We start from the raw sequence: 25,546 nt of genomic DNA on the forward strand, positions 1-25,546 counted from the left end.
GGCGGTGCCCCGGACCGTGGATCACGGTCCGGGGCACCGCCCTTGGTCATCCTTCCGACCGCAGTTCGGTGCGCGGCACCAGGACCGACACCAGGGTGCCCGTCGCCGGGTCGACGGTGAGTCCGCGCCCCGGGACCGGCCTGGACCGCAGCAGGTCGTACGGCACCCGCAGACCGAGCAGGTCGCCCTCGCTCGGGGACTGCGGCGCCAGCAGCATGCCCTTGCGCAGCCGGCGGGCCTGCCCCAGCCAGCCGATGCCGGCGGACGTCAGGGTCTCCGGGGTGCCCGCGGCGACCAGTCCGATGGCCCGGTCCCGGCCGGTGGCCACGGTCTCCCGCAGGACCTGGTCCGCGGCGGGGAGTTGGGCGAGGAGGTCGGCGTCGTCGACCATCACCACGGCGGGCCCGCCGCCCGCCTCCAGTGCGGCCCGCACCTCGTCTTCGAGGGGGTCGGGGTGGTCCAGGACGGTCACCTGGGGGTGGCGGGCCAGGGCTCGCAGCGGGGACTCGCGCGGGGTGAGGACGACCACCCGGGTGCCGCTCGCCAGCAGGGAGACGGCGAGTGAGGCCAGCGCGGTCGACCGCCCCGTGCCGGGCGGTCCGCTGATGAGGAAGGACGGTGCGTCGGCGGCGAAGTCCACGCCCAGCGGGTCGAGTTCGTCTCCGCCGATGCCAAGTAGGCCCCACAGGGGGCGGCGCCTGGCGTCGTCCAGCCGGTCGTAGGCGTCGGTGAAGGAGACCTCCCTGGGGAGGGTGAGCACCTTGGCGGGGCGCAGTGCGTCGGGCAGGGCGCGGTCGCGCCGTGCGGCCCGGTCGCCTATCTCCGCCAGGGCCGTCGTCTGGTCGCGTCCGCCCACCGGGGCGCCGCCGGAAGGCGCGCTCAACAGGGCGACCTGGACTTCCGTGCCGCTGCCGCCGCGCCAGCCGCGTCCCGGCGGCACCGCGGCGGGGACCTGTTTGGCGGGGATGCCGGCGAGGGTGTACTCGCTGCGGTCGGTCATCCGCAGCAGGATCCGCTCGTCGTTGAGGGCGGCGACCTTCCCGGCGAGCAGGGCGCGTTCCGACGTGGCGGCGACGTGGACGCCCAGCGGGGCGCCCTCGCGGATCAGCGCGGTCAGCTCCTGCACCGGCCGGCCGCCGTCCTGCTCGCCGAGGAGGGCGACCAGCGAGTCCCAGCCGTCGACGAGGACGAGGACGTGCGGGGGACGCTCCGCCACCGGGATGAGGGAGCGCAGCTCGGCGAGGGTGGCGACGCCGCGGGCGGTGAGGAGTTCTTGGCGCCGTGCGGTCTCGGCGATCAGCCGGCTGAGCAGCCGGCCCAGCCGTTCCAGATCGGTGCGGGGGACGACGGCGCCGCAGTGCGGCAGCGAAGTGAGGGCGGTGAGGGCACCGCCGGCGGCGTCGATCCCGTACAGGTGGACGTCAGCGGTGGAGTGTCGCCGGGCCAGGGCGCCGGCGATGGTGCGCAGCACCTGGGAGCGCCCGGAGCGCGGGGTGCCCAGTACGTAGAGGTGTCCGAAGGAGTCGAGGTCGAGTTCCAGCGGCTGTTGGCACTGACCGTCGGGGAGGTCGGCGAGCGCCCACGGCACGGGGGCGAGCGATCCTGCGGGCCGGTCCGGTCGTTCGGGCAGGTCGTCCAGGGTGAGCCGGTGCGGCAGCGGGGGCAGCCAGGGGCTGGGCCGGGGCTCGATGCCGAGGGTGTTCGTGGCCTCGCACACGGCGTCCACGAGGGCGGTCAGATCGGTGGGGGCGTGCGGATCGTCGGTCACGTCGGCCTCGTCTTCGACCGCGTGCCCCGGCCCTGGTTCGGGGGCGGTGCGGCCGAGCCGGGACCAGTCGACGTCGGCGGTCCAGATCTCGCCCACAGCGACGGTGCGCGGCTGCGGTTCGTCGGGCTGCGACCCGCTGCCGGGTCGCAGGGTGCCCGCGTAGGCGGTCTGGAAGGGGAGCACGGAGCGGTGCCCGATCCGGGCGAGCGCCCGGCCGGGGGTGTCGGCGGAGATGGTGACGGCGTCGTTGGCCTCCAGGACGTCCAGGCTGTCTCCGGCGTCGGTGACGCGCAGCGCGATCCGCAGGTTGGTGTTGGCGCGGATGTCGGCGGTGACGACTCCGGCGGGGCGCTGGGTGGCGAGGACGAGGTGGATGCCGAGCGAGCGTCCGCGCTGGGCGATCGAGACGAGGCCGGGGATGAACTCTTCGACGTCGCGGGCGAGGGTGGCGAATTCGTCGATGATGAGCAGCAGCCGGGGCAGCGGTGCCAGGGAGGGGTTGCGGCGGCGCAGGGCCCGGTACTCGGAGTGGTCCTTGGCCGACGCGGCGGCCAGCACGTGCTCGCGGCGGGTGAGTTCGGCGCCGAGGGAGGTCAGTGCGCGTTCCACCAGATGGCTGTCGAGGTCGGTGACCATGCCGAGGGTGTGGGGCAGCCGTACGCAGTCCTTGAAGGCGCTGCCGCCCTTGTAGTCGACGAGGACGAACGTCATCTCGTCGGGGCGGTTGACCGCCGCGAGTGAGGCGACCAGGGCTTGGAGGAGTTCCGACTTGCCGGCTCCGGTCGTGCCGGCGACCAGGGCGTGCGGGCCGTCCTTGACCAGGTCGAAGGTGACGGGTCCGGAGTAGCCGGTGCCGAGTCGGATGCCGGTGGAGGCGGGGCGCTGTTCCCAGCGGCGTACCAGATCCGCTCCGGTGGGCGGTTCGAGGTCGAGCAGTTGGAGCAGCCCCACGGTGGGGGGCAGGCCGTCGGTGCCGTCGGGGGTGACGTCCCGGACCGGGGCGAGGGCGCGGGCGATCCGTTCGCACCACTGGGTGTCGACGAGGTCGGGCCGGGCGGTGGTGACGTCGGCCTTCCCGGTGCGGCGCAGGGTGAGTTCCCGCGCGCCCACGGAGCAGACGGACACGCACTCCTCGGGGAGCATCCGTTCCTCGCGGTCCACGCAGATCAGGAAGACCCGGACGGCGGGCCCCTCCTTGAGGACCTGGATCATTCCGGGTGCGTCGCGCAGCCGCCGGGCGCCGTCGAGGACGACCAGGACGTCGGGTTCGCTGAGGAGGGCGCCGCTCATGGCGGAGCCCCGGGCGCGGATCCGGGCCCGTACGGTGGAGACGAGTTCGGTGACCCGGTTGGCGACGGTCTCGGGGTCGTTGCCGAGGGTGACCGCGGGTCCGCCGCCGGGGGGTGCGCCGGCGCCGCCCTTGCCGGGGCGGGCGTGGGGCAGCCAGCGGACCCACTCCCAGCCGGGGGCGCCGGCCGCGTCGGTGAGGACGGTGATCCGGACGTCGCGCGGGGAGTGCAGGATCGCGGCTTGGGCGACGGTCCAGCGGGCGAGGGCTGCGGCCGAATCGTGTTCGCCGGTGATGCCGAGGACGCCGTCGGCGGCGAGGTCCACGGCCATCGGGGCGTCGGGGACGTCCCAGTTGACGGACCGGTGGTTCTCCTCGCGGGCGGCGTCGTCGACGGTGAGGAGGGAGGGCTGTCGTACGGTGCCGACGCGGAGGTGGAGGTGGTCGGGGTGGCTGCGCTGGCGTTCCCAGAGCCGGGCGCCGGGGCCGACGGCCCACAGTCCGGCGGTGGCCGGGTCGGGTGCGGCCTCGCCGCGCAGGGTGCGTTCGCGGTGCACCTTGGCCCGTACGTCCTCTTCGAGGGAGGAGCGCCGGGCCCGGTAGCCGGCGGCGCCCTCGACGTAGTCGAGCCAGCCGCTGCGCTTGGTGTTGAGATGGCCCGCGAGGGCCAGGACCGGGCTGAAGAGCGCGAAGATCAGGAAGAAGTAGGACTTCAGGAACACCACCATGCAGATGCCGAGCACCAGGGGCGCCAGGATCATCAGCAGGGGCATCGGCCGGTGTTTGGGCGGGACGGGCGGTGCCGGCAGGGCGAAGCGCTCCGGCAGCAGCGGCGGGACGATCCTCGGTGGACGGTTGAAGTCAAGGTGGGCGCCGTCGGCGGAGGTGGCGACGGCGGCGTCCGCCTCGGTGGGCCGCGCGACCCTCAGGAGGAACTCGCCGAGGACCAGTTCGCCGCCCAGGGGCCAGCGGCACCAGCCCGGCGGGAGGGGGTCGGCGGTGTCGGCCGCGGGGTCGGGCAGCGGTTCCGGCGGCTCGGGCGGCAGGGGTACGGCGTCGGCGCGCGGTCGGTCCGGCGGGGGCTCGGGCAGCGAGAGCACGGCGTGCTCTTCACCGGCTCCGGCGTGCAGGAGCACGGAGCCGTCGGGGCAGACGGTGATCCGCGCCCCGGTCGGGGGGACGTCGCGCCCTTCGAGGGGGACGGAGCTGCCGGGGAGCGGGCCGATGCCGTGGGTGCCCGGGGCGAGGCGCCAGGAGCGTCCTGCTCCGCGTCCGCCGACGAGTTGCAGTTCGACGTGCGGGGCGCGCGGCAGGCGTTCGCCGTCCGGGGTGCGGGAGGGCGGCGGAAGCTCGCCGCGGTCCGCGCCGTAGTCGGCCGGTACGGCGGGGGCGGGGGCTCCGAGCCCGAGCCGGGCGCCGTCGCGGATGCCGGTGGCGGCGAGCGGGAGGTCCGCGGGGAGGGCACGGTCACCGAGGTGGAGCACCGGAGCGCCGACAGGGCCGTCCGGGGTGGCCGTGCCGTCCGTGCCGCCGAGTCCGGCGGCCAGGGTGGCGACGCTGGTGGCGCCGGGGGCGTCCAGCAGGATCTCTCGGTCCCGGTCGGGGTGTCCCGACGCCGGGTCATGGAGGCTGACGAAGAGTCTCACGGGTGTTCGGGTGTCCGTTCCAACGGGGTGCGGGAGGCGGCGGATACACCGGGGCGCCGGGTTGCGCCTGCGGGCGTCTGGGCGGGCTCGGCCGGGAGGTCGATCCGGACCGGGGGCTGCGGCCCGGGTTCGCTCGCCGGGGCGGCCGAGGGGGCCGGCCCGGTGTCGGGTTCGCTGAAGTCGTCGGCGCCGGCGGCTGGGAGGTACGCGGATGAGGCCGGGGACTCCGCCGCGCGCCCGCCGGCCTCTTGCCGGGCTGCCGCTGCGTCGACGCCCGCCGCCGTCGCACCAGGGCCTTCCCCGACGACGGCAGGGGGTTCCGGCTCGGGTCGAGCCGGGGGACCCGGGGCGGGAGCGTCGGGGCCGGGTCCGTCGCCGTCGTCCAACTCTTCGGCGAGCGAGGGGGGTTCGGGACGCGCGTCCCACCACCCGGCGTTCCGACGCCGGTACCGTCTGATGCCGGCTGCCACCGCCTGGCCGAGCGCGGCTGCCTCCGCGTCGACGCCGAGTCCCGGGCCGATGAGCCGCCCGCCTGTTTCGGCGTGCAGGCTCCAGCAGGCCCCTGGGAAGCGGCCTCCGACGAGGGCGCGGACCCGGCCTCGGGCGGCCAGGGCGGCCAGTCGCGCCCGCTGACTCCCGGTCGGCGTCCAACAGACGAGGACCGGCGGCGCGGCCTCCTCCGCTTCCCCCGAGGGAGCGGCGGTCTCCCATGCGTCGAGGACCGCGTCGAGATCGCGGCCGGGCCAGCGGGGGTGGACCCCTCGGGCGATCTCGACCCGCGGACCGTGTGCTGCGAGGTCGAGTTGGGCCGCCAACGCCTGGAGGACGCTACGCACCAGCCGTGTGTCGCCCTCCAGACTGATCACCGACGGGCCGCACGCCCAGTCGGCGACGACGGTCGCCCCGGAGAGCCTGTCGGTGCCGAGGACCAGCGGGAGGGTCGGGCGGGACGGTGCTCCGGGCGGCACGGTGGAGATCTCGCCCGCGGTCACCGAACGGGTGCGAAGCCCGTTCCCCGGGGAGTCCTCGCGCCAGGGCGAGTCGACGGGCCGGGGGTCACGCCCGGCGATGACGGCGGTGCACTCCCGGCGGTCGGCGGCGACCAGCACCGCCGGCGCCTCGCACCCCTGACCCGCCGACTGCCGTGCGCCGTTCAGGACACGGTCGACCAGGACGGGCGCGGCGGGATCGGCGAGGAACGCGGTCAGGGTACGGATGCGGCGCCGGTGTGCGTTGCGTACGCGGACGGGTTCGGCGAAGGCGCGGCAGGTCATCCGCGCTTCCCAGGCCAGGCGACGGCACGCGGGACGGAAGCCGCCCTGGCGCCGGATCGCCCGGATCAGCAGCCAGATCAGCCCGACCAGGACGACGGCCATGCCCGCGAGGACGAACGAGGACCGCTGGTCGGGCAGGGGAAGCGCGAGAGCGGGTGCCCCGGTGGGAGCCGCGGGGTTCACGGGCGGCTCCGGACTGTGTCGGCGCCCTTGGCGGGGCGATCGGGACGTCCAGACGAGTGGGTGGACACGGCAACCTCGGTGAGCGGCGGACGGGAGGACGGAGCGTGGTGCTCCTGGGGGTGCGGGCGTCCGTCGTCGCCGCGGCCATGGACTTGCGCCAGGCGATGACGACGCCCATGGCGTAGAGCGGAAATCCAGCGCTCGGGTTGCCTGATGTCCCGTCATTGCCTGCTGAGTGCACGCCACATCGTGGGCGGGACGGTGTTCCCGGTCACCGCGTTCCGGCCGTGCCGCCGCCGTCGGGGCGGGCGCAGCGCACTCGGATTCCGTACGCTCGGGCAGACGGGCCGTCCGAACGTACGGAATCCCTCGGTCACGGTCGCGGTGCCGCCCGGGCGACGGACACCGCGGGCGGTACGCGGTCGCGGGCCGGCTCCCGGTGGAAGGCCCAGGACAGGTCCGGCTCGGTCACCGGTTTGAGCACTCGGCGGACCAGCGGGGTGCACATCAGAGTGACGGCGATCGCGACGACCACGGACAGCACGACCTTGCCCAGAGGTTCGTGCAGCCAGCCGACCGTTTCGAAGACACCTGCGTACTCGGCCCCCTTGATGAGGAAGCCGTGCAACAGGTAGCCGCAGATCGTGCCGGCCCCCAGCGCCGTGAACCACATGTGCCGCGTCGGAACCAGGGCCAGGAACGCGGCCGTCAGCAGCAGTGCGCCGCCGAACAGGGCGGCCGTCATCAGCGGGCCGACCCACCAGGACGCGCCGAGTTCCTGTGCGCTGCTGTTGCGGAACACCCAACCGGTCTCCACGCGGGTGGCGGCCCAGTACGCGAAGCCACCGGCGACGACGAACGCAGGTACGGCCAACTGCCGCACGCGGCGGTGTCGTACGAGGGCCAGGTGTTCGGGCTTCAGGCACAGTCCGAGGACGAAGTACGGCAGGAACTGGAGGACCCGTTGGAGGTTGAGGTCCTCCCCGATGGCCGGTGACGCGGAGGCCAGCGCGGCGACGCCCAGGGCGAGCGGCAGGGGCTGTCGCAGCCACTGCCACAGCGGGGTCGTGACGCGCCAGATGAACAGCGCGCCCAGGAACCAGGTCAAGAACCACGGGTCGAGGAGGCTGATCGGATGGTCCGGAGCGCCTCCCGCGTACCGTTTGAACAGCGAGTACGCCGTCTCGAAGACGATGTAGGGCACCACGATGCCGGAGACGAGGCGCCGGAGTTGACGCGGCCGTCCTGCGAAGCTCCGCGACAGGTAGCCGGAGAGGATGATGAACGCGGGCATGTGGAACGCGTAGACGAGCACGTACAGCGCTTTGGTGGCCCGGGTGGTCTCCACGACCTCCCAGGCGTGCGCGACCGCCACCAGGAGGATCAACAGGTATTTGGCATTGTCCAGGAAGGCATCCCTTTCCTCGGCCGGAGCGGCCTGACGTCTCGTCACCGTGTGCAGATCGGGCGGTCCAAGGACGGCGTTCTGCTCCTGCGGCAAGACAAATCCTTCGCGTGTGGGTGCAGGGCACGCGAGACCCGGTCGACTGAGGCGCGGCACTCGACGTGCAGGACGTCGACAGAGCAACACGCCGGACCTACCGCACGAAGAGTGCGATCCGGGGCCTCGTCCGGCCACCGTAGCAGGTACGTTTCCGCCACCCCGGCGCGTGCCGACCGCACCGCCGGAGCGCCGCGGTGACGGCCCGCGCCGTGACGTCAAGGGGTGAACTTCACCGACTGGAAGGTGGTGTCGATGACCCACTGGCCGGGATCGAGTTCCTCCGCCGTCGCCAGGCGGCAGTTCTTCTCGACGTACAGGATCGCCCTGCGGTCGGTGTTGTTGACCACCTGTCCCCGGGCGTTGCGACCGACCGGGTAGCAGTTGTCGTCCATGGGGTCGGTCAGGGTCCGCGCCGCGTTCCCGGGCTGGGTGTGATAGGTGAACTGTCCCGTCGCCGCGTGGGCGTTCGGTGTCACGGCGGCGCCGAGCGCCGTGATCGTTCCCAGGGCGACGAGTGTCCTGACGGTTCTGCTGGCCATGTGATGCCCCCTCCTGGTGCGCGGCAGGCACCTCACGGCCTCCCGATCCGTCCAGGATGCCCGTGAAGTCCCCTTCATTACCAGGGGCCTGCTCACCGTGCGTGGTAGGCGGACGTCATTCCGTGGCGGGCTCTCTGGCTGCGGCGCGGCCTTCGTGGATAAAATTCGTACGGGATACGAAGGGTGCGAGAGGTGCGACGAGAGGGACGAGCGGTGAGCGATCCGATCGTCGTGGGTGTCGACGGCTCGGACGCTGCCCTGGCGGCGCTCGACTGGGCGGCGGCACGCGGCACGCATCGGGCACGTCGCGCACGCGGCGCTGCACCGCGCGGCCTGCCCGGTGATGGTCGTCCACGGTCGCGGATGAGACCCCTGCCGCTCCGTCCGGACCAACCGCACGCCCGGACCGAGCGACGGGCGCGTCAGGCCACGCTCACGGAACCGTCGCTGCGCGGGTCCGTCCCGGCGTCGAAGCCGGTTCCCGAGGGGCTGCGGCGAACCAGTTGGCCGTGGCCGACCTGCTCGTCCTGGTCAGCGCAGACGTCCACCCGGTAGCCGCCCCTGGTCAGTGCCGTGACGACGTCCTGAGGTACGGCGCCTTCGACGGAGGCCACCTGTGCCGGCTCGTCGACGCCGAGGCCGCCGATGACCCAGCGGGGTCGGCCGAGGGCTTCGGCCGGGCCGTCGCCGGCGGCGATCCGCAGCGCCAGTTGGGTGTGGATCTGCGGCTGCGCCTTGCCGCCCATGGTGCCGTGGGCGCCGGTGACCGCGCCGTCGCGGCGGGTCAGGACCGGCATCAGGGTGTGGGCGGGGCGCTTGCCGCCCGCCAGTCGGTTCGGGGCGTCGGGTGCGAGGTCGAAGAAGGAGCCCCGGTTGTGCAGCACGATCCCGGTCGTCGGGTCGAGGATGCCGGAGCCGAAGCTGTGGAAGAGGCTCTGGATCAGCGAGACCGCGTACCCCTCGTCGTCCGCGGCGACCACGGCGACCGTGTCGCCGCTGGGCCGGACGGCTTCGTTGCGGCGTACGGCGCCGAGTTCGGCAGCGGTGGGGCGCGGGGCGCTGCGCACCTCGGCGGCGAGCCGGTCCAGGTGCGCCCCGCCCAGCAGTTCGGCGACGGGCACGTCCACGTGCCGCGGGTCGGCCAGGTGCCGGTCCCGGTCACGGGTGACCGCGTCGAAGATACGGGCCGTCAGATCGGCGTCCGCGCCGAGCAGTTGGGCGTCCATGGGGAGGCGGGCCACGATCCCGAGGGCTTGCAGCAGGTGCAGGCCCTGCGAGTTGGGCGGCGCGGTCAGGTACTCCTCGCCGTGGAAGACCGCGGACAGGGGCTCGCCGGTCTCGGTGGCGTGGCGGGCGAAGTCGTCGGGGGTGAGCGGGGAGCCGATGGCGCGCAGCGTGGCGACGAGTCGTGCGCCGAGTTCGCCTTCGTACAGGGCGGCCGGTCCCTCGCTCGCGAGCCGGGCGAGGGTGTCGGCGAGCGCGGGTTGGCGCAGTGGGCTGCCTTCGGCGAGGGGCGTGCCGTCGGGGAAGAACACCGCGCGCATCCCCGGGTCGGCCGTCAGCAGCGGTGCTTCTGAGCGCAGTGCGGTCGCGACTCCGGGTGCGGTCGGCACCCCTTGGCGGGCGTAGTCGATCGCGTCGGCGAACAGCCGCTCCCACGGCAGCCGTCCGGCGATGCGGTGGAGGGTGGCCCAGCCGGCGACGACGCCGGGGACGGTCACGGTGAGCGGTCCGGTGACGGGCATCCGCGGGCCGGTCACGGCCGTGGGGTCGGCAGCCGCGGCTGCCGCGCCGCTGCCGTTGACGGAGACGACGCGTCCGTCGGGCAGCGCGACCAGGGCGACGAGGTCGCCGCCGACGGCGCACTGGTGCGGGTAGACGACGGTGAGGGCGACGGCGGCGGCGACGGCGGCGTCCACGGCGTTGCCGCCCGCCCGGCGTACGGCGGCCCCCGCTTCGGTCGCCAGGGCGTGCGGGGCGGCCAGTCCGTACGGTGCGGGGCCGGCCCCGCCGGGGGACGCAGGGTGGACGGGGGAAGGAGGTGCGACGGGCATGTGGATGGCTTCCTGAGGGGGCGGCGGGCGATGGGTCCGGTCAGGTCCCCGGGTGCGCGGGCGCGGGGCCGCCGTGCTCCAGCGTGTCGATGATCATTCCCTGCACCTCGACGAGGTGGTCGGCCATGGCCTGGGCCGCGGCCTCGCTGTCGTGGCTGATGATCGCGGCGAGGATGCGGCGGTGGGCGCGCAGGGAGGTCGCGAGGCGTTCGGTGGACTGGTACTGGGGGTCGCGGGAGGGGCCGACCCATTCGTTGGTGGCTTCGAGGAGCCGGGTGAGCATGGGGTTGTGCGCGGCCTTCGCGACGGCGACGTGGAAGGCGCCGTCCAGTTCGATCAGCGCGGTGAGGTTGTCGCGTTCGCGCTCGGCCTCCGCGCGGGACAGCAGGTCGGCGAGGTGTTGGAGGTCCCCGTGGGTGGCCCGGACCGCGGCGCGCGCGGCGACGGGCGGCTCGACGGCGGAGCGCAGGTCCATGACTTCGTGGACGAGCCGGGCCGCGTCGTCCATGTCGCCGAGTTGGCGGGCGTGCAGATCGGGTCGTTCGGCGCCGGTGACGATGGTGCCCCGGCCCGGTTTGCGGTCGACGAGCCCGCGCAGCTCCAGCTCCCGCAGCGCTTCGCGTACCGAGGCCCGGGAGATCCGGAGCTTCTCGGCGAGTTCGCGCTCGGACGGGATGCGGGTGCCCGGGGCCAGCCGGCCGTCCTCGATGAGTCCCTGGAGGCGTCCGGCGAGCCGGTCGGGGCCGAGCGCGGCCTCGGGGGCGATGAGGGTCCAGTCGAGGGGCACCGGGGGGCCTTTCCGGTCGGGGCCGTACGGCGCGGGGTGGGCGCCGCCGGGTGCGGGCGGGGTGTTGCCCGGGCACACGGCCGCGCGTCCGCCGGGCGGCGGTTGCGCGGGCCGCGGCACGGACGCGGTCAGTCGTCGATCTCGACGGTGAGCCAGTTCTCGAAGCAGCTGCGGCGGGCCAGGCTCATCACGCCGATGGTGGCCCGGCCGCCGAGGCCCGCCTCGGGTCCGAAGACCTCGCGGAAGAGGTCCGTCGCGCCCGATGACACCTTGTGCACGTCCTCGAACTCCGGCGTGCTGACGACGAAACACAGTGAGCGTACAAGGGAGCTGACGCGGTTCAGCGAGCCGAGGGCGTAGCGGATGCCGCCCAGGCAGTTGAGCGCGGTGAGGCGGGCGGCCTCGTAGCCCTCTTCGACGGTGACGTCGGCGCCGAGCCGTCCGGGGTGGCGGACGTTGCCGTCCGCGTCGTCGGCGGTGTGGCCGCCGAGGAAGAGCAGGTTGCCGCTGATGTGGTGGGGCTTCATGGACCCGTACTCGGCGCCGTAGTAGGGCCGGGCGGAGAAGTCGGGGATGACGAGTCCCAGTTCGCGAACGCGGGTCTCGGGATCGTTTTGAGCCATGGAGATCGTGCCTTCGGGATCGTGTTGGCCCTGCCGGTGGGCCAAGATAGTCAGATGGTCCGACCAAGTGGGTTTATTGTTTGGTCACGTTTTCCCCCATGTCAACCCCCGTCGTCGTCGGCACGTCGTCGACGACGGCCCCAGACCCCGAGGAACGGCACCATGCAAAATCAGCCAGCGGACCGGCTCGGAGACCCTCGCGACCGTGCGGTGCGGCGCCTCGCCGACGTCCTTCCGCTCCTGCTGACCGTCGCGGCCGGAGCCACCGACGCGGTGGCCTACCTCGGCCTCGGCGGGGTCTTCACCGCCAACATGACGGGCAACCTCGTCCTGCTCGGCATCGCGGGGTCCCACGGCGTGGATCTGCACGTGGCGCGCGCCGCCGCGGCGACCGCGGCCTTCACCGCCGGGCTGGTGGTGGCCTTCTTGATGACCCGCGACCTGCCGAAGGACGCGGTGTGGCCGCCCCGCATCACGGCCGCGCTGGCGGTGAGCCTCGTGTGCCAGCTGGCCTTCCTCGCCGGGTGGGCAGCCGTGGACGGCCGGCCGGGCGAAGTGGCGGACGTCGGCCTGGTCAGCCTGTCGGCGCTGGCGATGGGGGTGCAGACGGCGTGCGCCCGGCGCGTGGCGCTCGGCGGGATCACCACCACGTTCGTCACCGGGACCCTGACCTCGGTCGCGGAAGCCGCTTCGCACGGCTCGGCGGCGCACCTTCCGCGTCGGCTCGGCGTCCTGCTGGCCCTGGTTCTCGGCGCCCTGGCGGGCGCGCTGGCCCTGCGGCACTCCCCCACGGCCGCAGCCCTGATCGCTCCGGCGCTCGTCGCGGTGACACTCACACTGGGCGCCCGCCTCCACTCCGTGCGACGAAATCCGTAGTTGAATGCGAGATCAACTAATGTTTTCCGTTGTCTGACCCCCATTTTACTGCGAGGTCGTTGACAAGCAGCGGTATCGGGCCACACCTTTGGCCGCACGAGGCCCGCCCTGCCGGAGGGCCCCGGGGCCGACCAAGCCGCCCCCGCGCCGCGCTCGCCGCGGGGCGGGCGAACCGGGTTCACCGCTTCGCCCGCCCGCCGGCACCCGGCGCCCCGCACCCGCTCTCCCCCAAAGGCGGCCGTCTCCCAAGGACTCCCCGTGACCTCACCACGCCCGGACGTCTCCGCCCCGCCCGCCCCCTTGGACGTGTCCTTCACCGACGACCCCCGGGTCGTCAAGGAGGCCGCCAACGAGGACTACTCGACCCACATCGTCCCGCTGACCTGGCGCAGCGGGCGGCTGTCCCTGGCCATGACCTGGTACGCCCTGGTCAGCGGGATGTTCTACCTCGTCACCGCGGCGACCCTGGCGGTGACCGTGGGCACCGTCAACACCCTGATCGGCATCCTGCTCGCGGTCGCCGTGTTCGGCACGGTGAACTACGTCTTCTCCCGCTACGCCGCCCGCACCGGGCTGACGGTGGCCCTGCTGTCGCAGCGGATCTTCGGCTCGATCGGCTCGGTGCTGGCGCCGCTCGTGCTGGCCGCAACCGCGATCTACTACGCGGTGTTCGAGGGCTCCGTCATCGCGCACGCGCTGCACGCCTACACCGGCGCCTTCACGATCGAGGTCTGGTACGCCATCTCGATCCTGAGCAACGTCCCCATGGTCATCGGCGGGGTGCGCCGCTGGCTCGACAAGTTCAACGGCGCCCTGCTGCCGCTGTACTGGACCGGCCTGATCATCGTGGTGATCCTCGCCGCCCGCGAGTACAAGCCCTCGGGCTGGCTCACCCACACCCCGGACGTCATGCCCGACCTCGGCGCCCCGGGCTGGTTGTACGCGTTCTTCGTGTACATGGGCGTGTTCGTGTTCATGATGTACACGATCGACTTCGGCCGCTTCGGCAAGCGCGAGGACGCGAAGTTCCACGGCGTCGTCACGTTCGGCCCGGTCTTCTACTTCTTCTGCTACTTCGTCAACGGCCTCATCGGCATCTTCCTGGTGCTCGCGGCCGGAGCCGTCGGCATGCCGACCGAGACCGCGATCGGCGACACCGTCGTCGCGCTGATGGGGGTGTGGGGCCTCGGCGTCGTCTGGCTGACGCAGTCCCGCATCAACACCGCGAACTACTACGTGGCGTCGACGAACCTGGAGGCCGCCGTCGCCCGGCTGTTCCACGTCCGGGTGCCGCGCGTGGTGGCCCTCGCGCTGGCCAGCGTCGTGACCTACCTGATCATGCTCACCGACGTGCTCAGCTACGTCCTCACCGCGCTGGCCTGGCAGGGCGCCTTCGTCGTGGGCTGGGTCGGCATCGTGCTCACGCACCTCGCGCTGCACCGCAACGGGGACCGGGACGGCCTGCCGGAGTTCCGGCCGGGCCGGGTGAGGTCCATCGCCCCGGGCGCCGCGGTCTGGCTGGTGTCCTCCCTCACCGGCATCCTGGTGCTGGAGTTCACCGGCACGTTCGGCACGACGTGGTCCTCGCCGCTGACGTTCGTCCTGAGCATCGGGCTGTACCTGCTCGCGCTGCGGCTGACGCGCTCCCCGGTGCTCGACCGCGGCTCGGACCCGAGGGATGAGGTGGCCGACATCTGGGAGGCCCGGATCCGCTGCCACCGGTGCGACCACTCGTACATCGCGGCCGAGATGGACCGGGACCCGTCCGCGGCGGGCTCCCCCGCGATCTGCGCGGACTGCGCCGGCCGCAGCGGTGAGTTCCGCAGGGCGGTACGGGCCGAGGCCGCAGCCGCGAGGGTCCCCGGCGTCCGGCCGCCGGAGCCGGCCGCCCGCAGGTGAGTCGGCGAAGCGGTCGGTGCTCCCCCTTCGGTCGGGGGTGGGCACCGGCCGCTTCGCGTACGGCAGGGGCCCGCCCTTCGCGAGGTCACGGGGCGTCGGGCAGCTCCTTGAGGAACTCGGCGAGGACCTCGTTGAAGACCTCGGGCCGCTCCATGTTCGGGTAGTGGGCCGTCCGTTCGACCACCGCCGTCCGGCCGTTCGCGACCTCACGGGCGAGCCGGCCGGCCATCCGCAGGTGGTCGTAGGAGTCCATGCCGCCGTTGAGCGCGAGCGTGGGAACCGCGATCCCGGGCAGCCGTTCCCAGGTCCGGGTCACCGCCACCATGGGCACCGACTCCCCGCCGCTGTGCTTGGCCAGGGTGCGCCACGCCATCTGCCGCAGGGCGTGGACGACCTCGGGCGCGACGTCGGCGAGCGTGCGGTGGGGGCCGGCGGCGAAGTCGAGGAAGCGCTCGATGCCGCCCGCGGCATCGCCCTCGGCGAGCGCCCGTTGGAAGTCCGCCAGCACGCCCATCGTCCAGGGGTCCTTGAAGTCGGGCTCGCTGGTGCCCACCCCGCTGACCACCAGGGCCCGCACCACGTCGGGGTGTTCGAGGGCGGTGTCGGTGGCGATCCCGCCGCCCATCGACAGCCCGACCACGACCGCGGGTGCGCAGCCGAGGTGGCGCAGCAGGGCGGCGACGTCGTCGGTGTGGCGGAAGGGCCGGGTGGCGTTGGCGGAGCCGCCGTGCCCCCGGGCGTCCGGTGCGATCACCCGGTGGGAGCGGGCGAAGAAGTCGATCTGCGCCTCCCACATGGTGTGGTCCAGGAAGCCGCCGTGCAGCAGCACGAGGGCGTCGCCCGTGCCGCAGTCGCGGTAGGAGAGCACGCCGTCCTCGGTGCGGAACTCCTGCATGCCGGTGTTCGCGGGTACGTCAGTCATGACAACCAAGGTGTCATGACGGTCGAAGAATGACAACCGAGGTGTCATGATGGTCGGGTGCCCAAGACCTCAGAGCCCTTGCCGCCCGACGACCTCGCCGACCACCTCGTGGAAGTGCTGGGCCTGGTCGGACTCCTCTACCGACGGGTGCTGCGCAAGGTGGAGCAGACCGCCCCGTCCCAGGGCCTGTCGGTCGGGGTGCGGGCCGTCCTCGACCTGCTGCGGGAGCAGGGCCCCCTGACCGTTCCTCAGATGAGCCGTACGCAGGAGCTGAGCAGGCAGTTCGTCCAGCGGATGGTGCACGACGCGGCGGCCGGGCAGTGGGTGGAGACCGTGGCGAACCCGGCCCATCGGCGCTCCCCCCTGATCCGGCTCACCGACGAGGGGCTGGCGGCGATCACGGCCGTCACCGACCGGGAGAAGCAGGTGCTGCGCCGCACCGGCGGCGACCTCACCGACGCCGAGATCGCGGCGTGCGTCAAGGTGCTGGGCCAGATGCTCACGCTCTTCAACGAGGGGGACGAGCAGGCGGAGTCCGACTGATCCGTAAGCCCCCCCCCCCGGCGGCATGCTTCGACGCGGTCAGCCGGGTGACGGCGGCGCACTGCGGCACGTCGTCCGGCGCACGGAGGGACCCGCGGTGTCTCATGGGCCCGGACGTCGTCGTACGCGTGCCGAGCCCGGGAGGACGGATGACCGAGGTGGACCGCCGGCCACCGGGCGGGGTCGCGACCGAAGGGACGCACCGGCGCGCGGCCCGCGGCGTTCGGTTCCTCGACCTGCTGTCGACGACGGACCACAAGACCATCGGCCGGATGTACCTGACGACCTCGTTCGCGTTCTTCTTGTTCGCCGGCGCCCTGGCGCTGGTGATGCGGGCGGAGTTGGCGAGGCCCGGGCTCCAGATCGTCTCGGCCGAGCAGTACAACCAACTGTTCACCGTGCACGGCACCGTGATGATGCTGCTGTTCGCGACGCCGACCTTCACCGGCTTCGCCAATGTGATCATGCCCTTGCAGATCGGCGCCCCCGACGTGGCGTTCCCCCGGCTGAACGCCTTCACCTACTGGGTGTACCTCTTCGGCGGGCTGCTGGTGGTCGCCGGGTTCCTCACCACCGGCGGGGCCGCGTCGTTCGGTTGGTTCGCCTACGCGCCGCTGAACAGCGCCGACCACACGCCCGGCGTCGGCGCCGACCTGTGGGTGATGGGGCTCGCCGTGTCCGGGCTGAGCACGATCCTCGGCTCGGTCAACTTCATCACCACGGTCATCTGCCTCCGGGCCCCGGGCATGACCCTGTTCCGCATGCCGATCTTCACCTGGAACGTGCTCTTCACCTCGGTGCTGGCCCTGCTCGCCTTCCCCGTGCTGACCGCCGCCCTGCTGGTGCTGGAGGCCGACCGCAAGTTCGGGGCCCAGGTCTTCGACGCGGCGAGCGGCGGCGCCCTGCTGTGGCAGCACCTGTTCTGGTTCTTCGGCCATCCGGAGGTCTACATCGTGGCGCTGCCGTTCTTCGGGATCGTCTCGGAGATCCTGCCGGTCTTCTGCCGCAAGCCGATCTTCGGCTACGTGGGGCTGGTGGGCGCCACGATCGCCATCACGGGTCTGTCCGCCGTGGTCTGGGCGCACCACATGTTCGCCACGGGCGCGGTGCTGCTGCCCTTCTTCTCCCTGATGTCGTTCCTGATCGCCGTGCCGACGGGGGTGAAGTTCTTCAACTGGATCGGCACGATGTGGCAGGGGTCCCTCTCCTTCGAAACGCCGATGCTGTGGGCCATCGGCTTCCTGGTGACCTTCCTCCTCGGCGGGCTGACCGGGGTCCTGGTGGCCTCGCCCCCGCTGGACTTCCATCTGACGGACAGCTTCTTCGTCGTGGCGCACCTGCACTACGTGCTGTTCGGGACCATCGCCTTCGCGACCTTCGGCGGCTTCTACTTCTGGTGGCCCAAGCTCACCGGTCGGATGCTGGACGAGCGGTTGGGCGCGGTCCACTTCTGGACGCTGTTCGTCGGGTTCCAGCTCACCTTCCTGGTCCAGCACTGGCTCGGGGAGCAGGGCATGCCCCGCCGCTACGCCGACTACCTGGCGGGCGACGGCTTCACCGCCCTGAACACCCTCTCCACCATCGGGTCCTTCGTCCTCGGGCTGTCGACGCTGGTCTTCCTCTACAACGTCTGGCGGACGGCCGCCCGCGGCGTGCGCGTCACCCTGGATGACCCGTGGGGGTGGGGGCGTTCCCTGGAGTGGGCGACGGGCTCTCCCCCGCCGCGCCACAACTTCCACGCACTGCCCCGCATCCGCTCGGACTCGCCCGCCTTCGACCTGCACCATCCCGAAGCGTCCGGCGCGGGGGCACGGTCGGGCGCCGAGGAGGGCGTGCAGTGAGGGGCGAGGCGTGGTTGTTCACCGCGACGGCCGGCTTCTTCCTCGGCGTCGCGGTGGTCTACGGGGTCTTCGCCCACGAGCCGGCCGGCCTGTCGGCGCTGCTGGTGTCCTTCGCGATGACCGCCCTGATCTCGGCCTTCCTGTGGCGGCAGCGGCTGCGGACGCAGCCCCGCCCGGAGGACCGCAAAGACGCCCAGGTCCAGGACACGGCGGGGCGCCGGTTCTCCTTCCCCCGGCCGCACAGCTACGCGCCGGTGACCGCGGCTGCCGGGTTCGCCCTCCTCGGACTCGGGGTGGTCAAGGGGTTGTGGATCTTCCTGATCGGGGTCGGCGTCCTGGTGCCCGGGGTCTACGGCTTCGTCTTCGGCGGCCACGACGAAGCGGACTGAACGGTGCCGCCGTCGGGCCGCTGCCGTGTGACTCGTCGCTCCGGCCGTCGGATCGCTCCCGATTCTCGGGTCACTCCCGTCCGTCATGGCGCGTCGGGCCGACCAGGACCCGTTCCCTCTCCTCCTGCGGGGCGATCCGGCCGGCAGCGTCGCCGTAGTACCAGGTGCTGAGCCCACGCCGCAGCCTTCGGGTCCAGCGCTGCCAGGGGCGTTCGGCCGGCAGGGAGTCGGGCGCCGGCAGCGGCGCGGGGAGTTCCCTGACCAGTGCCGCGTACCGCTGCTCGGGCGGGACGGAACGGTGTTCCGGGTGGTATCCGCCGTCGGCGGACTGCCGTACGCCGCCGGTGCCGTCGCCGCTTACCAGCCGCCGCCCCTCGCGTTCCTGTAGCCCCAAACACAGCCGTCTGGCCAGCCAGAACGCCAGCAGCGGCAGGACCACCAGGCCCACCCGCAGCGTCCAGGTCAGCGCGTGGACCGGGACGTCGAAGACGAAGGCGATCACGTCCTGCGCACCGGCGAGCAGCAGCACCGCGTACGCCGCGACGCCCCCCGTGCACAGCCCGGTCCGTACGGGTCGGTCGCGCGGCCGGTCGCACAGGTGCCGCTCGCCCGTGCCGGGGGTGATCCACCGTTCGAAGAAGGGATAGGCGTACAGCACCAGGAACAGCAGTCCCGGCAGCACCACTCCGGGCAGCAGCGGGTTCCAGGACAGGGTGTGGCCCCACAGACGGGTCTCCACCCCGGGCATCAGTCGCAGGGCTCCTTCGAGGAAACCGACGTACCAGTCCGGTTGGGAGCCGGTGGACACCTGGTCGGCGCGGTAGGGGCCGTACGCCCAGACGGGGTTGATCTGCGCGATCGCCCCGAGCACCGCGAGGATCGCGAAGACGAGGAAGAACAGCGCGCCCGACTTCGCCAGGTAGCGCGGAAGGACGGGTTCGCCGACGGAGTTCCGTGCGGTCCTGCCCCGGCCGGCCCACTGGGTGTGCTTGAGGTACACGATCAGCGCCAGGTGCACGGCGATCAGTGCGACCAGCAGCGCGGGGACGAGCAGGATGTGGACGGCGTAGAGCCGGGGCACGATGTCGTCGCCGGGGAACTGCCCGCCGAAGACGAGGAAGGAGAGGTACGTGCCGACGATCGGCACGGACAGCATGATGCCCTGCGCGGTGCGCAGGCCCGTGCCGGACAGCAGGTCGTCGGGGAGGGAGTAGCCCGCGAACCCCTCGACCATGGCGAGCAGGAACATCGTCACCCCGACGACCCAGTTCAGCTCGCGGGGGCGGCGGAAGGCGCCGGTCACGAACACCCTCAGCAGATGGGCCGCGATGGACGCCAGGAAGAGCAGCGCGGCCCAGTGGTGGATCTGGCGGGCCAGCAGCCCGCCGCGGACGTCGAAGCTGAGCTCCAGCGTGGTGGCGTACGCCTGTGACATCACCACGCCTTGCAGCGGCCGGTAGGAGCCCTCGTACACCGAGGGTTCCATGGACGGGTCGAAGAAGAAGGTGAGGAAGACCCCGGTCAGCACCAGCACGACGAAGCTGTACAGGGCCAGCTCCCCCAGCAGGAAGGACCAGTGGTTGGGGAACGCCTTGCGCAGGGCGGCGCGGGCCGCTTCGTACAGCGGCAGGCGTCCGTCGGCCCAGTCGACCAGCCGTTCGCCGGGCGGGCGGGGGCGCGTGGGGCGTGCCGGCTGCTCCATCCCGAGACCTTCCCTACGTCCCCCGGACCGACGCTCCTGACTGGTTGTCACATCAGGTGTCCATGGGATCACGGAATGCGCCGGACGCGGGTGGTGACACCCGGGGTGACGGGTCCGTTTGGCGATCCGTCGACACCGGCTTCAGCACCGGATGATGTCGGGGAGGGCGGGCAGGTCCCCGGCGAGTCGGGGTTCGTGGACGTGCGCGAGGGCGGTGAGGACGAGGGCGATCGCGACGGCGCCGGGGTCGGGCAGCCCCTCGGAGTGGGAACCGGTGTAGCTCGCCCGGCCGCGGCGGGCGGTGAGCGCCGCGGTGCGCCGGGCGCCGTCGATCGCGGCATGTGCGGCGGCGGTCAGGGCGCGTCCGGGTTCGGCCGGTGGGGTGACGGCGAGGGCGTCGGCGGCGGGGGCGAGGGCGTCGACGAGGGTGCAGTCGCCGGGGCGGGCGCCGCCGATGGCGGTGATGCGGGTCAGGGCGCGGCGCAGGGCGGCGGCGAGGGCGGGGATGTCTGCCGGGACGTGGTCGGCGCTGGGGGCCAGGGCGGTGAAGAGCATGCCGAAGAGGGGGCCGCTGGAGCCGCCGACGTGGTCGCGGAAGGTGTCGGCCAGTGCGGTGGTCCCGGCGAGGCCGGCACGGTCGGCCAGGGCAACGGCCGCCGTGACGCCGCCGCAGAAGTTGTCGCCGAAGTCGCCGTCTCCAGTGGCCTGGTCGAGTCGGGTGAGGTCGACGTGGGCGTGGGTGGCGATCTTGTGGAGTTCGTCGAGGAAGGCGCGACCGCCGTTGCGCGCCGGCTGGGGCGTCCCGGTGCGGGCCGTGGTGGACGGGGTGTGGGTGGGCGGCGCGAGGGTCGTGGTCGTGGACGCGGCGGAGCCCGGCAGGCGCAGCGGGGTGTCGGTGGGCAGGTCCCACAGGCCGGCCCAGCCGGGGGCGAGGCCGGTGAGGGTGATGCTGAAGCCGGCCATGTCGAGGGCGGTGACGTAGGTGCCGGCGGCCAGCGCGTGGACGTGGATGCCGCGCGAAGTGAGGTCCTGGTGTACGAGGGCGCTGATGATGCGCAGTTCCAGGTCGCTGGTGCCGCCGAGGCTGGAGATGACGGCGATGACGCCGTAGGGGCCGGTGGGGACGCTGGCGAGGAGTTCGTCGAGCATGCGGGTGACGACCAGGTCCACGGAGGGGCGTCCGGCGAGGGTGTGCGCGGCGCGCTCGCCGTGGATGCCGATGCCGTAGTCGAGCTCTCTGGGTTGCAGGTGGAAGGCGGGTGCGCGGTCGGCGGGCGAGGTGTGGGCGCGGGCGCAGACGGCGAGGCTGCGGGAGGCCGCGGCGACCTGGGCGCCGAGTTCGGCGAGTTGGTCGAGGTCGGTGCCCTGGTCGGCCAGTGCGCCGAGGAGCTTTTCCACCACGACGGTGGCTCCGGTGCCGCGCCGCCCCGCTGCGGCTCGGTCGGTGGCGAGGTCGTCGTCGACGACAACCTCGGCGACGGGGATGCCGGCGGCTCGTATCTGGTCGGCGGCGAGGGCGAAGTTGATCCGGTCGCCGGTGTAGTTCTTCACGATGTGCAGGACGCCGTCGCGCTGGCCCAGCAGGGCGGCGGCCAGGGTGGCCGCGGCTATCTGTGCGCTGCCCGGCGAGGTGAAGACCGCGCCGGGGACGACGGCGTCCAGCCCGCCCCGGCCCAGCAGACCGGTGTGCAGGGGTTCGTGGCCGGCGCCGCCGCCGGCCACCAGGGCGACGCGGCGCTGTGGGGCCGGTCGGGTGGCCAGCAGGTACAGCGGCTCGACGCACAGGCCGATCCCCGGATAGGTGAGGGCCAGCCCTTGGCACGCCGTCAGGACGACCTCTTCTTCGGGTAGGAAGTGACTCATCGTGCCTCCAACCGGGTGACGGCACCGGCGCGAAAGCGCCGCTGCCCGCCCGCGCGACCACGGGTGCGCGGGGCCGCCCGCGCGGGCGGCCGGCGCAACGCTCGCCGAAGGCGGGCGAGGCGGTGCCGGGGCCCGCGCTCCTCCTCCACGAGGCGATCGTAAGTCGACTGGCGGGTCCCGTCCCGGGATGGGACCGGGGCGGGGATCGACGGCGGTCGACGGCCGGTCGACGAGCGAGGCGTACGGGTCGAACGGGCCCGAACGGGTGCCCCGAGGTGGTGGAAGCGGTTGAGTGCACAAAGGCATGGGATCGGCGTTCCTGCCGATTCCAGATGAGCGCGAAGAAGTTTTCTAGGAAATTCGGGGCGAGCCGTGCGGGAAATTCGACCGCAAGCGACATTCGCCGAAGAAGGGCGGCGCGTTTCCGCCCGGTCCCCCGTTTGTTTCTTTTCCCGTGACGGTCAGTTCACGTCGGGTCAGTTCACACCGGACGGGCCGTACTGCTCCCAGCCGCTGACCCAGGCGATGAGTTCCGTGTCCGCGAGGGACGGGACCCAGCCGTCCGCGAGTCGCAGGTGTTCCGGCGAGGGGTTCTCGCCGACGCCGATGACCGGAATGCCGGCGCTGACCGCCGATTGGATTCCGCAGAGCGAGTCCTCAAGGGCGAGGCAGGAGGCGGGGGCGACGGCGCACCGGGACGCCGCCTCCGCGTACACGTCGGGGTCGGGCTTCGGTCGGACGTCGCCCCCGGGCACGACCACATGGCGGAAGTGCCCCAGCAGCCCGGCGGACTCCAGGCAGGTCTCGACCACGTCCTGGGGGCAGTTGCTGGCGACCGCGAGCGGCACCCGGCTGGCCGCGGACGCGACGAGGGCGGGCGCCCCGGGGCAGGTGACGGGGCTGGCCGAGGCGAAGACCCGGAAGGCTTGCAGCAGCTCGTCGGTCATGGTGGCGGCGAGCCGGGGCCGGCCCACCAAGGTGGCCATCAGTCGGCCGCACTCCGTGTAGTGGACGCCCTGTGCCAGTTCGGCGAACTTCTCGTCCAGGGCCACTCCATGACCCTGGAGCACATGCCGTCGAGCGTCCATCCAGTGTTTCTCGCTGTCCAGCAGCGTTCCGTCACAGTCGAAGACCACCGCGCGCGGAGACCACCGCGGGCTTCTGTTTTTCAGCATGCCAACACCCCTTCATGCGTTCTGGAGTGAGATCGAGCTCCGGATTCCATCGGCCCGCCGGAAGGCTCGCGGCTTGTTCGCACACGATGGGCGGGCCGTACCAGAGTCGAGAAAGCGACTATTGGCAAGCTATTTCCCGCTACAGCTACAAGTCAACGAAGATTCAGAAAGTGACACAAACGGAAAATTGAGCGGCACGGAAGCCCGTGCCACTCAAGTCCTATCATCGCCCAGGATCGAAAAGGGATACCGCATACCGGATCATCCCGATACCCCGCCCCGGAAAGCAGCCATGTGATCGATGCATTCTCGTTCCCTCCGGAATATGTTCCAAGGCGGGGAGGGCTGTGCTGCGCCCCGGCGCGGGGGCGCGCGTCGTGCGCGAGCCGACGGCCTGGCTCAGTCGGCCGTCAGCTCGTGCACCGCCCATACCAGCGCCGCGTTGTCGGGGGCTGCGCTGCCGTCGGGCAGGGTGGTGCCGTCCTCGAAGCCGATCCGGGCCTGGTGCCCGTCCTCGGCCGCGGCACGGACCAGCGGCCACACCGTCGGGCCGTCGCCGTGGTAGAGGATCGGGCACCGGACGCCGGCGGCGCGGACGCGCTCCGCCATGGCGCGCGCTGCTGCCACCGCCTCGACGGGGTCCTCCTCCACGGGTTCGATCAGGATGCGGACGTTGTCGTGCAGGGTCGGCGAGGCGAGCAGGGCGGGGACGTCGTCCATCGTCCACACGGCGCTCTCCAGCACCATGCCCCGCGCCCGTACGAGTTCGGCGGTCTGGGCCGCGCCCTGCTCGCTGAAGGCGACCGAGGCGAAGTCGGGCAGCACGTCCCACGCCTCGACCAGGGCGTAGCGCTCCTCGGGTCCTGAGCAGGTCCACAGGCCGGTGGTGGTGCCGACCACGGCGTCGGGGGCGACGGCCCGGATGGCGTTCAGCACCTCGGCGAGGGCGTCGGGGCGGATGGTCTGTCCGCCGTCGGGGGTGCGGACGTGGAAGTGGACGACGTCCGCTCCCGCGGCGAGGACCGCGACGGTGTCGGCGGCGATCTCCTCGGCGGTGACCGGGACGGTGGGGTGCTCGGCCTGGGAGCGCCCGCCGTTGACGGCGGCTTTCAGGAACACGGTGGTCCTTTCGGGGGTGCGGGGGTGGTAAAGAATCGGGCGGGTGCGCCGGCTCAGTCGAACGCGCCCAGCCCTCGGAGCATGCCGGTGGCGCCGGTGAGCGACCCCAGCGGCGCACCGCGCCGCACTTCGGCCACGAGCGAGGGTTCCTGCGCGTCGTCGTCGATCGCGTCCTCCAGTACGGCGGCGAGCCGACCGGCCGGGGCGATGATCACGCCGTTGGCGTCGCCGAGCACCAGGTCGCCCGGGTGCACGGGGACGCCGCCGCAGGTGACGGGGGCGCACAGCGAGCCGTCGGCGAGGCCGTGCAGCTTGGTCGTCAGCGCGGTGCGCCCGAAGGCGTACACCGGCAGTCCGACCTCCCGCAGGGCGTCGACGTCGGTGGCGAGGCCGTCGACCACGGCGCCGGCCGCACCGCGCCCGACGAGGGCGTTGGCCAGCACCTCGCCCAGGGGAGCGTGGCGGCGGTCGCCGCCGGTGTCGACGACCAGCACGTCACCGGGGCCGACGAGGCCGGCGGCGTGGTGCAGCATGGTGGAGTCGGTGGCGGTGGTGCGCACCGTCACGGCGCGGCCGACCAACTTGCCGCGGCCGGCGACGCGTTGCAGCCCGGGGTGGCAGAACCCCTCCTCCAAGTAGTGGCCGAGGGTGGGGAAGTCGACGGTCCGCAGCCGTTCGGCGAGTGCGGTGTCCAGCGGGGCGGGCAGTTCGCGGATGTCCAGGGGCACGGCGGGGTCACCTCGGTCCGATGATGATGCGGCGGTTGCGGAGCACGGGCAGGACCGTGCGGGCCCGGTCGATCCGGTCCTTGTCGGCGTCGACGACGAGCAGCGAGCGCTCCTCCTCGCCGAGGGCGGCGCGCACCACGCCCAGCGGATCCACGGCCATGGACGTGCCGATGCAGTCGGGGGTGGTGAGCGAGGACGCGACGACCCAGCAGGTGTTCTCGATGGCCCGGGTGCGCAGCAGGGTGCGCCAGTGGTCCTCCTTCAGCGGTCCCTTCACCCAGGCCGCCGACACCGCCAGCAGGTCGGCGCCCATCTCGACCAGGGAGCGGGTGAACTCGGGGAAGCGGACGTCGTAGCAGTTCACCAGGCCGACGTTGAAGTCGCCGATGCGGACGACGACGGGGCCCGTGTCGCCGCGCTGGATGTGCCGCGACTCCCGGTAGTCGAAGGCGTCGTACAGGTGCATCTTGCGGTAGAGGCCGAGGACTTCGCCGCCGGCGTCGACGGCGGCCATGGTGTTGTACGGCAGTGCCGTGCCGCTGTCCTCGTACCCGGCGGCGACGAGTGCGACGCCGTGGGTGCGGGCGGTGCGGGAGATCCCTTCGAGGAAGGGCCCCCAGTGGGTGACGGCGAACTCCCCGAGCGGGACGGCGCTCTCGTCCAGGGCGTCGGAGGGGATCATCGACTCCTCGGGGAAGACGACGAGTTCGGCGCCCGCGGCGGCGGCCTCGGCGGTCATCTCCTCGATGACGGCGAGGTTGGCCGCCGGGTCTGCGGTGGGGGCGAACTGTGCTGCGGCGACCTTCACGGCCGTGTCTCCTTG

Annotated in this window: 19 protein-coding genes; 5 read left to right on the plus strand and 14 right to left on the minus strand. The window is 72.7% G+C overall.

The window, feature by feature from the left end:
* Positions 1–46: 46 nt before the first annotated feature.
* From ABZ842_RS17625 to ABZ842_RS17655, 7 genes are all read right to left on the minus strand, one after another.
* Positions 47–4,702 carry an FtsK/SpoIIIE domain-containing protein gene (locus ABZ842_RS17625; protein WP_361537587.1) on the minus strand — a complete coding sequence of 1,552 codons (4,656 nt, stop codon included), beginning with the start codon at positions 4,700–4,702 and terminating at the stop codon, positions 47–49.
* Entirely contained in the window at positions 4,699–6,159 is a 1,461-nt protein-coding gene (locus ABZ842_RS17630) for a hypothetical protein (protein ID WP_361537588.1), read from the minus strand. Before ABZ842_RS17630 ends, ABZ842_RS17625 begins: the two co-directional genes overlap by 4 nt.
* Positions 6,160–6,532: 373 nt before the next feature.
* Positions 6,533–7,621, minus strand: coding sequence for a hypothetical protein (locus ABZ842_RS17635; RefSeq protein WP_361537646.1), 1,089 nt, complete (start codon positions 7,619–7,621; stop codon positions 6,533–6,535).
* Between the two features lie 257 nt (positions 7,622–7,878).
* Positions 7,879–8,202, minus strand: a complete 324-nt coding sequence (locus ABZ842_RS17640; RefSeq protein ID WP_361537589.1) for a hypothetical protein — start codon at positions 8,200–8,202, stop codon at positions 7,879–7,881.
* Positions 8,203–8,624: 422 nt separating this feature from the next.
* On the minus strand, positions 8,625–10,256 hold the full coding sequence (locus ABZ842_RS17645) for a gamma-glutamyltransferase (RefSeq protein ID WP_361537590.1): 1,632 nt from the start codon (positions 10,254–10,256) through the stop codon (positions 8,625–8,627).
* A 40-nt stretch (positions 10,257–10,296) separates the two neighbouring features.
* The gene (locus tag ABZ842_RS17650) at positions 10,297–11,043 is read right to left on the minus strand and encodes an FCD domain-containing protein (RefSeq protein ID WP_361537591.1); all 747 of its coding nucleotides are present in this window, start codon (positions 11,041–11,043) and stop codon (positions 10,297–10,299) included.
* Positions 11,044–11,171: 128 nt separating this feature from the next.
* A complete protein-coding gene (locus ABZ842_RS17655) occupies positions 11,172–11,666 on the minus strand; it encodes a RidA family protein (protein ID WP_361537592.1) in 495 nt (164 codons plus the stop codon).
* A 162-nt stretch (positions 11,667–11,828) separates the two neighbouring features.
* Here ABZ842_RS17655 and ABZ842_RS17660 point away from each other — a divergent pair, with 162 nt between their 5' ends.
* Together ABZ842_RS17660 and ABZ842_RS17665 are read left to right on the plus strand one after the other, a co-directional pair.
* The gene (locus ABZ842_RS17660; protein WP_361537593.1) at positions 11,829–12,542 is read left to right on the plus strand and encodes a YoaK family protein; all 714 of its coding nucleotides are present in this window, start codon (positions 11,829–11,831) and stop codon (positions 12,540–12,542) included.
* A gap of 258 nt (positions 12,543–12,800) precedes the next feature.
* On the plus strand, positions 12,801–14,441 hold the full coding sequence (locus ABZ842_RS17665) for a hypothetical protein (protein ID WP_361537594.1): 1,641 nt from the start codon (positions 12,801–12,803) through the stop codon (positions 14,439–14,441).
* 85 nt (positions 14,442–14,526) lie between these two features.
* Here ABZ842_RS17665 and ABZ842_RS17670 read toward each other — a convergent pair whose 3' ends face one another.
* Complete coding sequence (locus ABZ842_RS17670) at positions 14,527–15,363, minus strand: alpha/beta hydrolase (protein WP_361537595.1); 837 nt, start codon at positions 15,361–15,363, stop codon at positions 14,527–14,529.
* 57 nt (positions 15,364–15,420) lie between these two features.
* On the opposite strand from ABZ842_RS17670, the gene ABZ842_RS17675 reads away from it, so the two are divergent.
* From ABZ842_RS17675 to ABZ842_RS17685, 3 genes are all read left to right on the plus strand, one after another.
* Positions 15,421–15,906, plus strand: a complete 486-nt coding sequence (locus ABZ842_RS17675) for a MarR family winged helix-turn-helix transcriptional regulator (protein WP_361537596.1) — start codon at positions 15,421–15,423, stop codon at positions 15,904–15,906.
* A 149-nt stretch (positions 15,907–16,055) separates the two neighbouring features.
* Positions 16,056–17,747 (plus strand): cytochrome c oxidase subunit I, encoded by a 1,692-nt coding sequence (gene ctaD, locus ABZ842_RS17680; RefSeq protein ID WP_361537597.1) that lies wholly within the window; start codon positions 16,056–16,058, stop codon positions 17,745–17,747.
* Positions 17,744–18,136 (plus strand): cytochrome c oxidase subunit 4, encoded by a 393-nt coding sequence (locus ABZ842_RS17685; protein WP_361537598.1) that lies wholly within the window; start codon positions 17,744–17,746, stop codon positions 18,134–18,136. Before ctaD ends, ABZ842_RS17685 begins: the two co-directional genes overlap by 4 nt.
* A gap of 70 nt (positions 18,137–18,206) precedes the next feature.
* Here the strand turns inward: ABZ842_RS17685 and ABZ842_RS17690 are convergent, their stop codons facing one another.
* The 6 genes from ABZ842_RS17690 to ABZ842_RS17715 form a co-directional block, all read right to left on the minus strand.
* Complete coding sequence (locus ABZ842_RS17690) at positions 18,207–19,838, minus strand: ubiquinol-cytochrome c reductase cytochrome b subunit (RefSeq protein WP_361537599.1); 1,632 nt, start codon at positions 19,836–19,838, stop codon at positions 18,207–18,209.
* Between the two features lie 141 nt (positions 19,839–19,979).
* Positions 19,980–21,701, minus strand: a complete 1,722-nt coding sequence (locus ABZ842_RS17695; RefSeq protein ID WP_361537600.1) for a dihydroxyacetone kinase subunit DhaK — start codon at positions 21,699–21,701, stop codon at positions 19,980–19,982.
* A gap of 476 nt (positions 21,702–22,177) precedes the next feature.
* On the minus strand, positions 22,178–22,876 hold the full coding sequence (locus ABZ842_RS17700; RefSeq protein WP_361537601.1) for an HAD family phosphatase: 699 nt from the start codon (positions 22,874–22,876) through the stop codon (positions 22,178–22,180).
* 399 nt (positions 22,877–23,275) lie between these two features.
* Positions 23,276–23,995, minus strand: a complete 720-nt coding sequence (locus ABZ842_RS17705; RefSeq protein WP_361537602.1) for a 3-keto-5-aminohexanoate cleavage protein — start codon at positions 23,993–23,995, stop codon at positions 23,276–23,278.
* A 53-nt stretch (positions 23,996–24,048) separates the two neighbouring features.
* Entirely contained in the window at positions 24,049–24,723 is a 675-nt protein-coding gene (locus ABZ842_RS17710) for an RraA family protein (protein WP_361537603.1), read from the minus strand.
* Between the two features lie 7 nt (positions 24,724–24,730).
* The gene (locus ABZ842_RS17715; protein WP_361537604.1) at positions 24,731–25,531 is read right to left on the minus strand and encodes a carbon-nitrogen hydrolase family protein; all 801 of its coding nucleotides are present in this window, start codon (positions 25,529–25,531) and stop codon (positions 24,731–24,733) included.
* Between the last annotated feature and the right edge of the window lie 15 nt (positions 25,532–25,546).

The organism is Streptomyces sp. NPDC047315 (genome assembly GCF_040643215.1).
GTDB lineage: Bacteria > Actinomycetota > Actinomycetes > Streptomycetales > Streptomycetaceae > Streptomyces.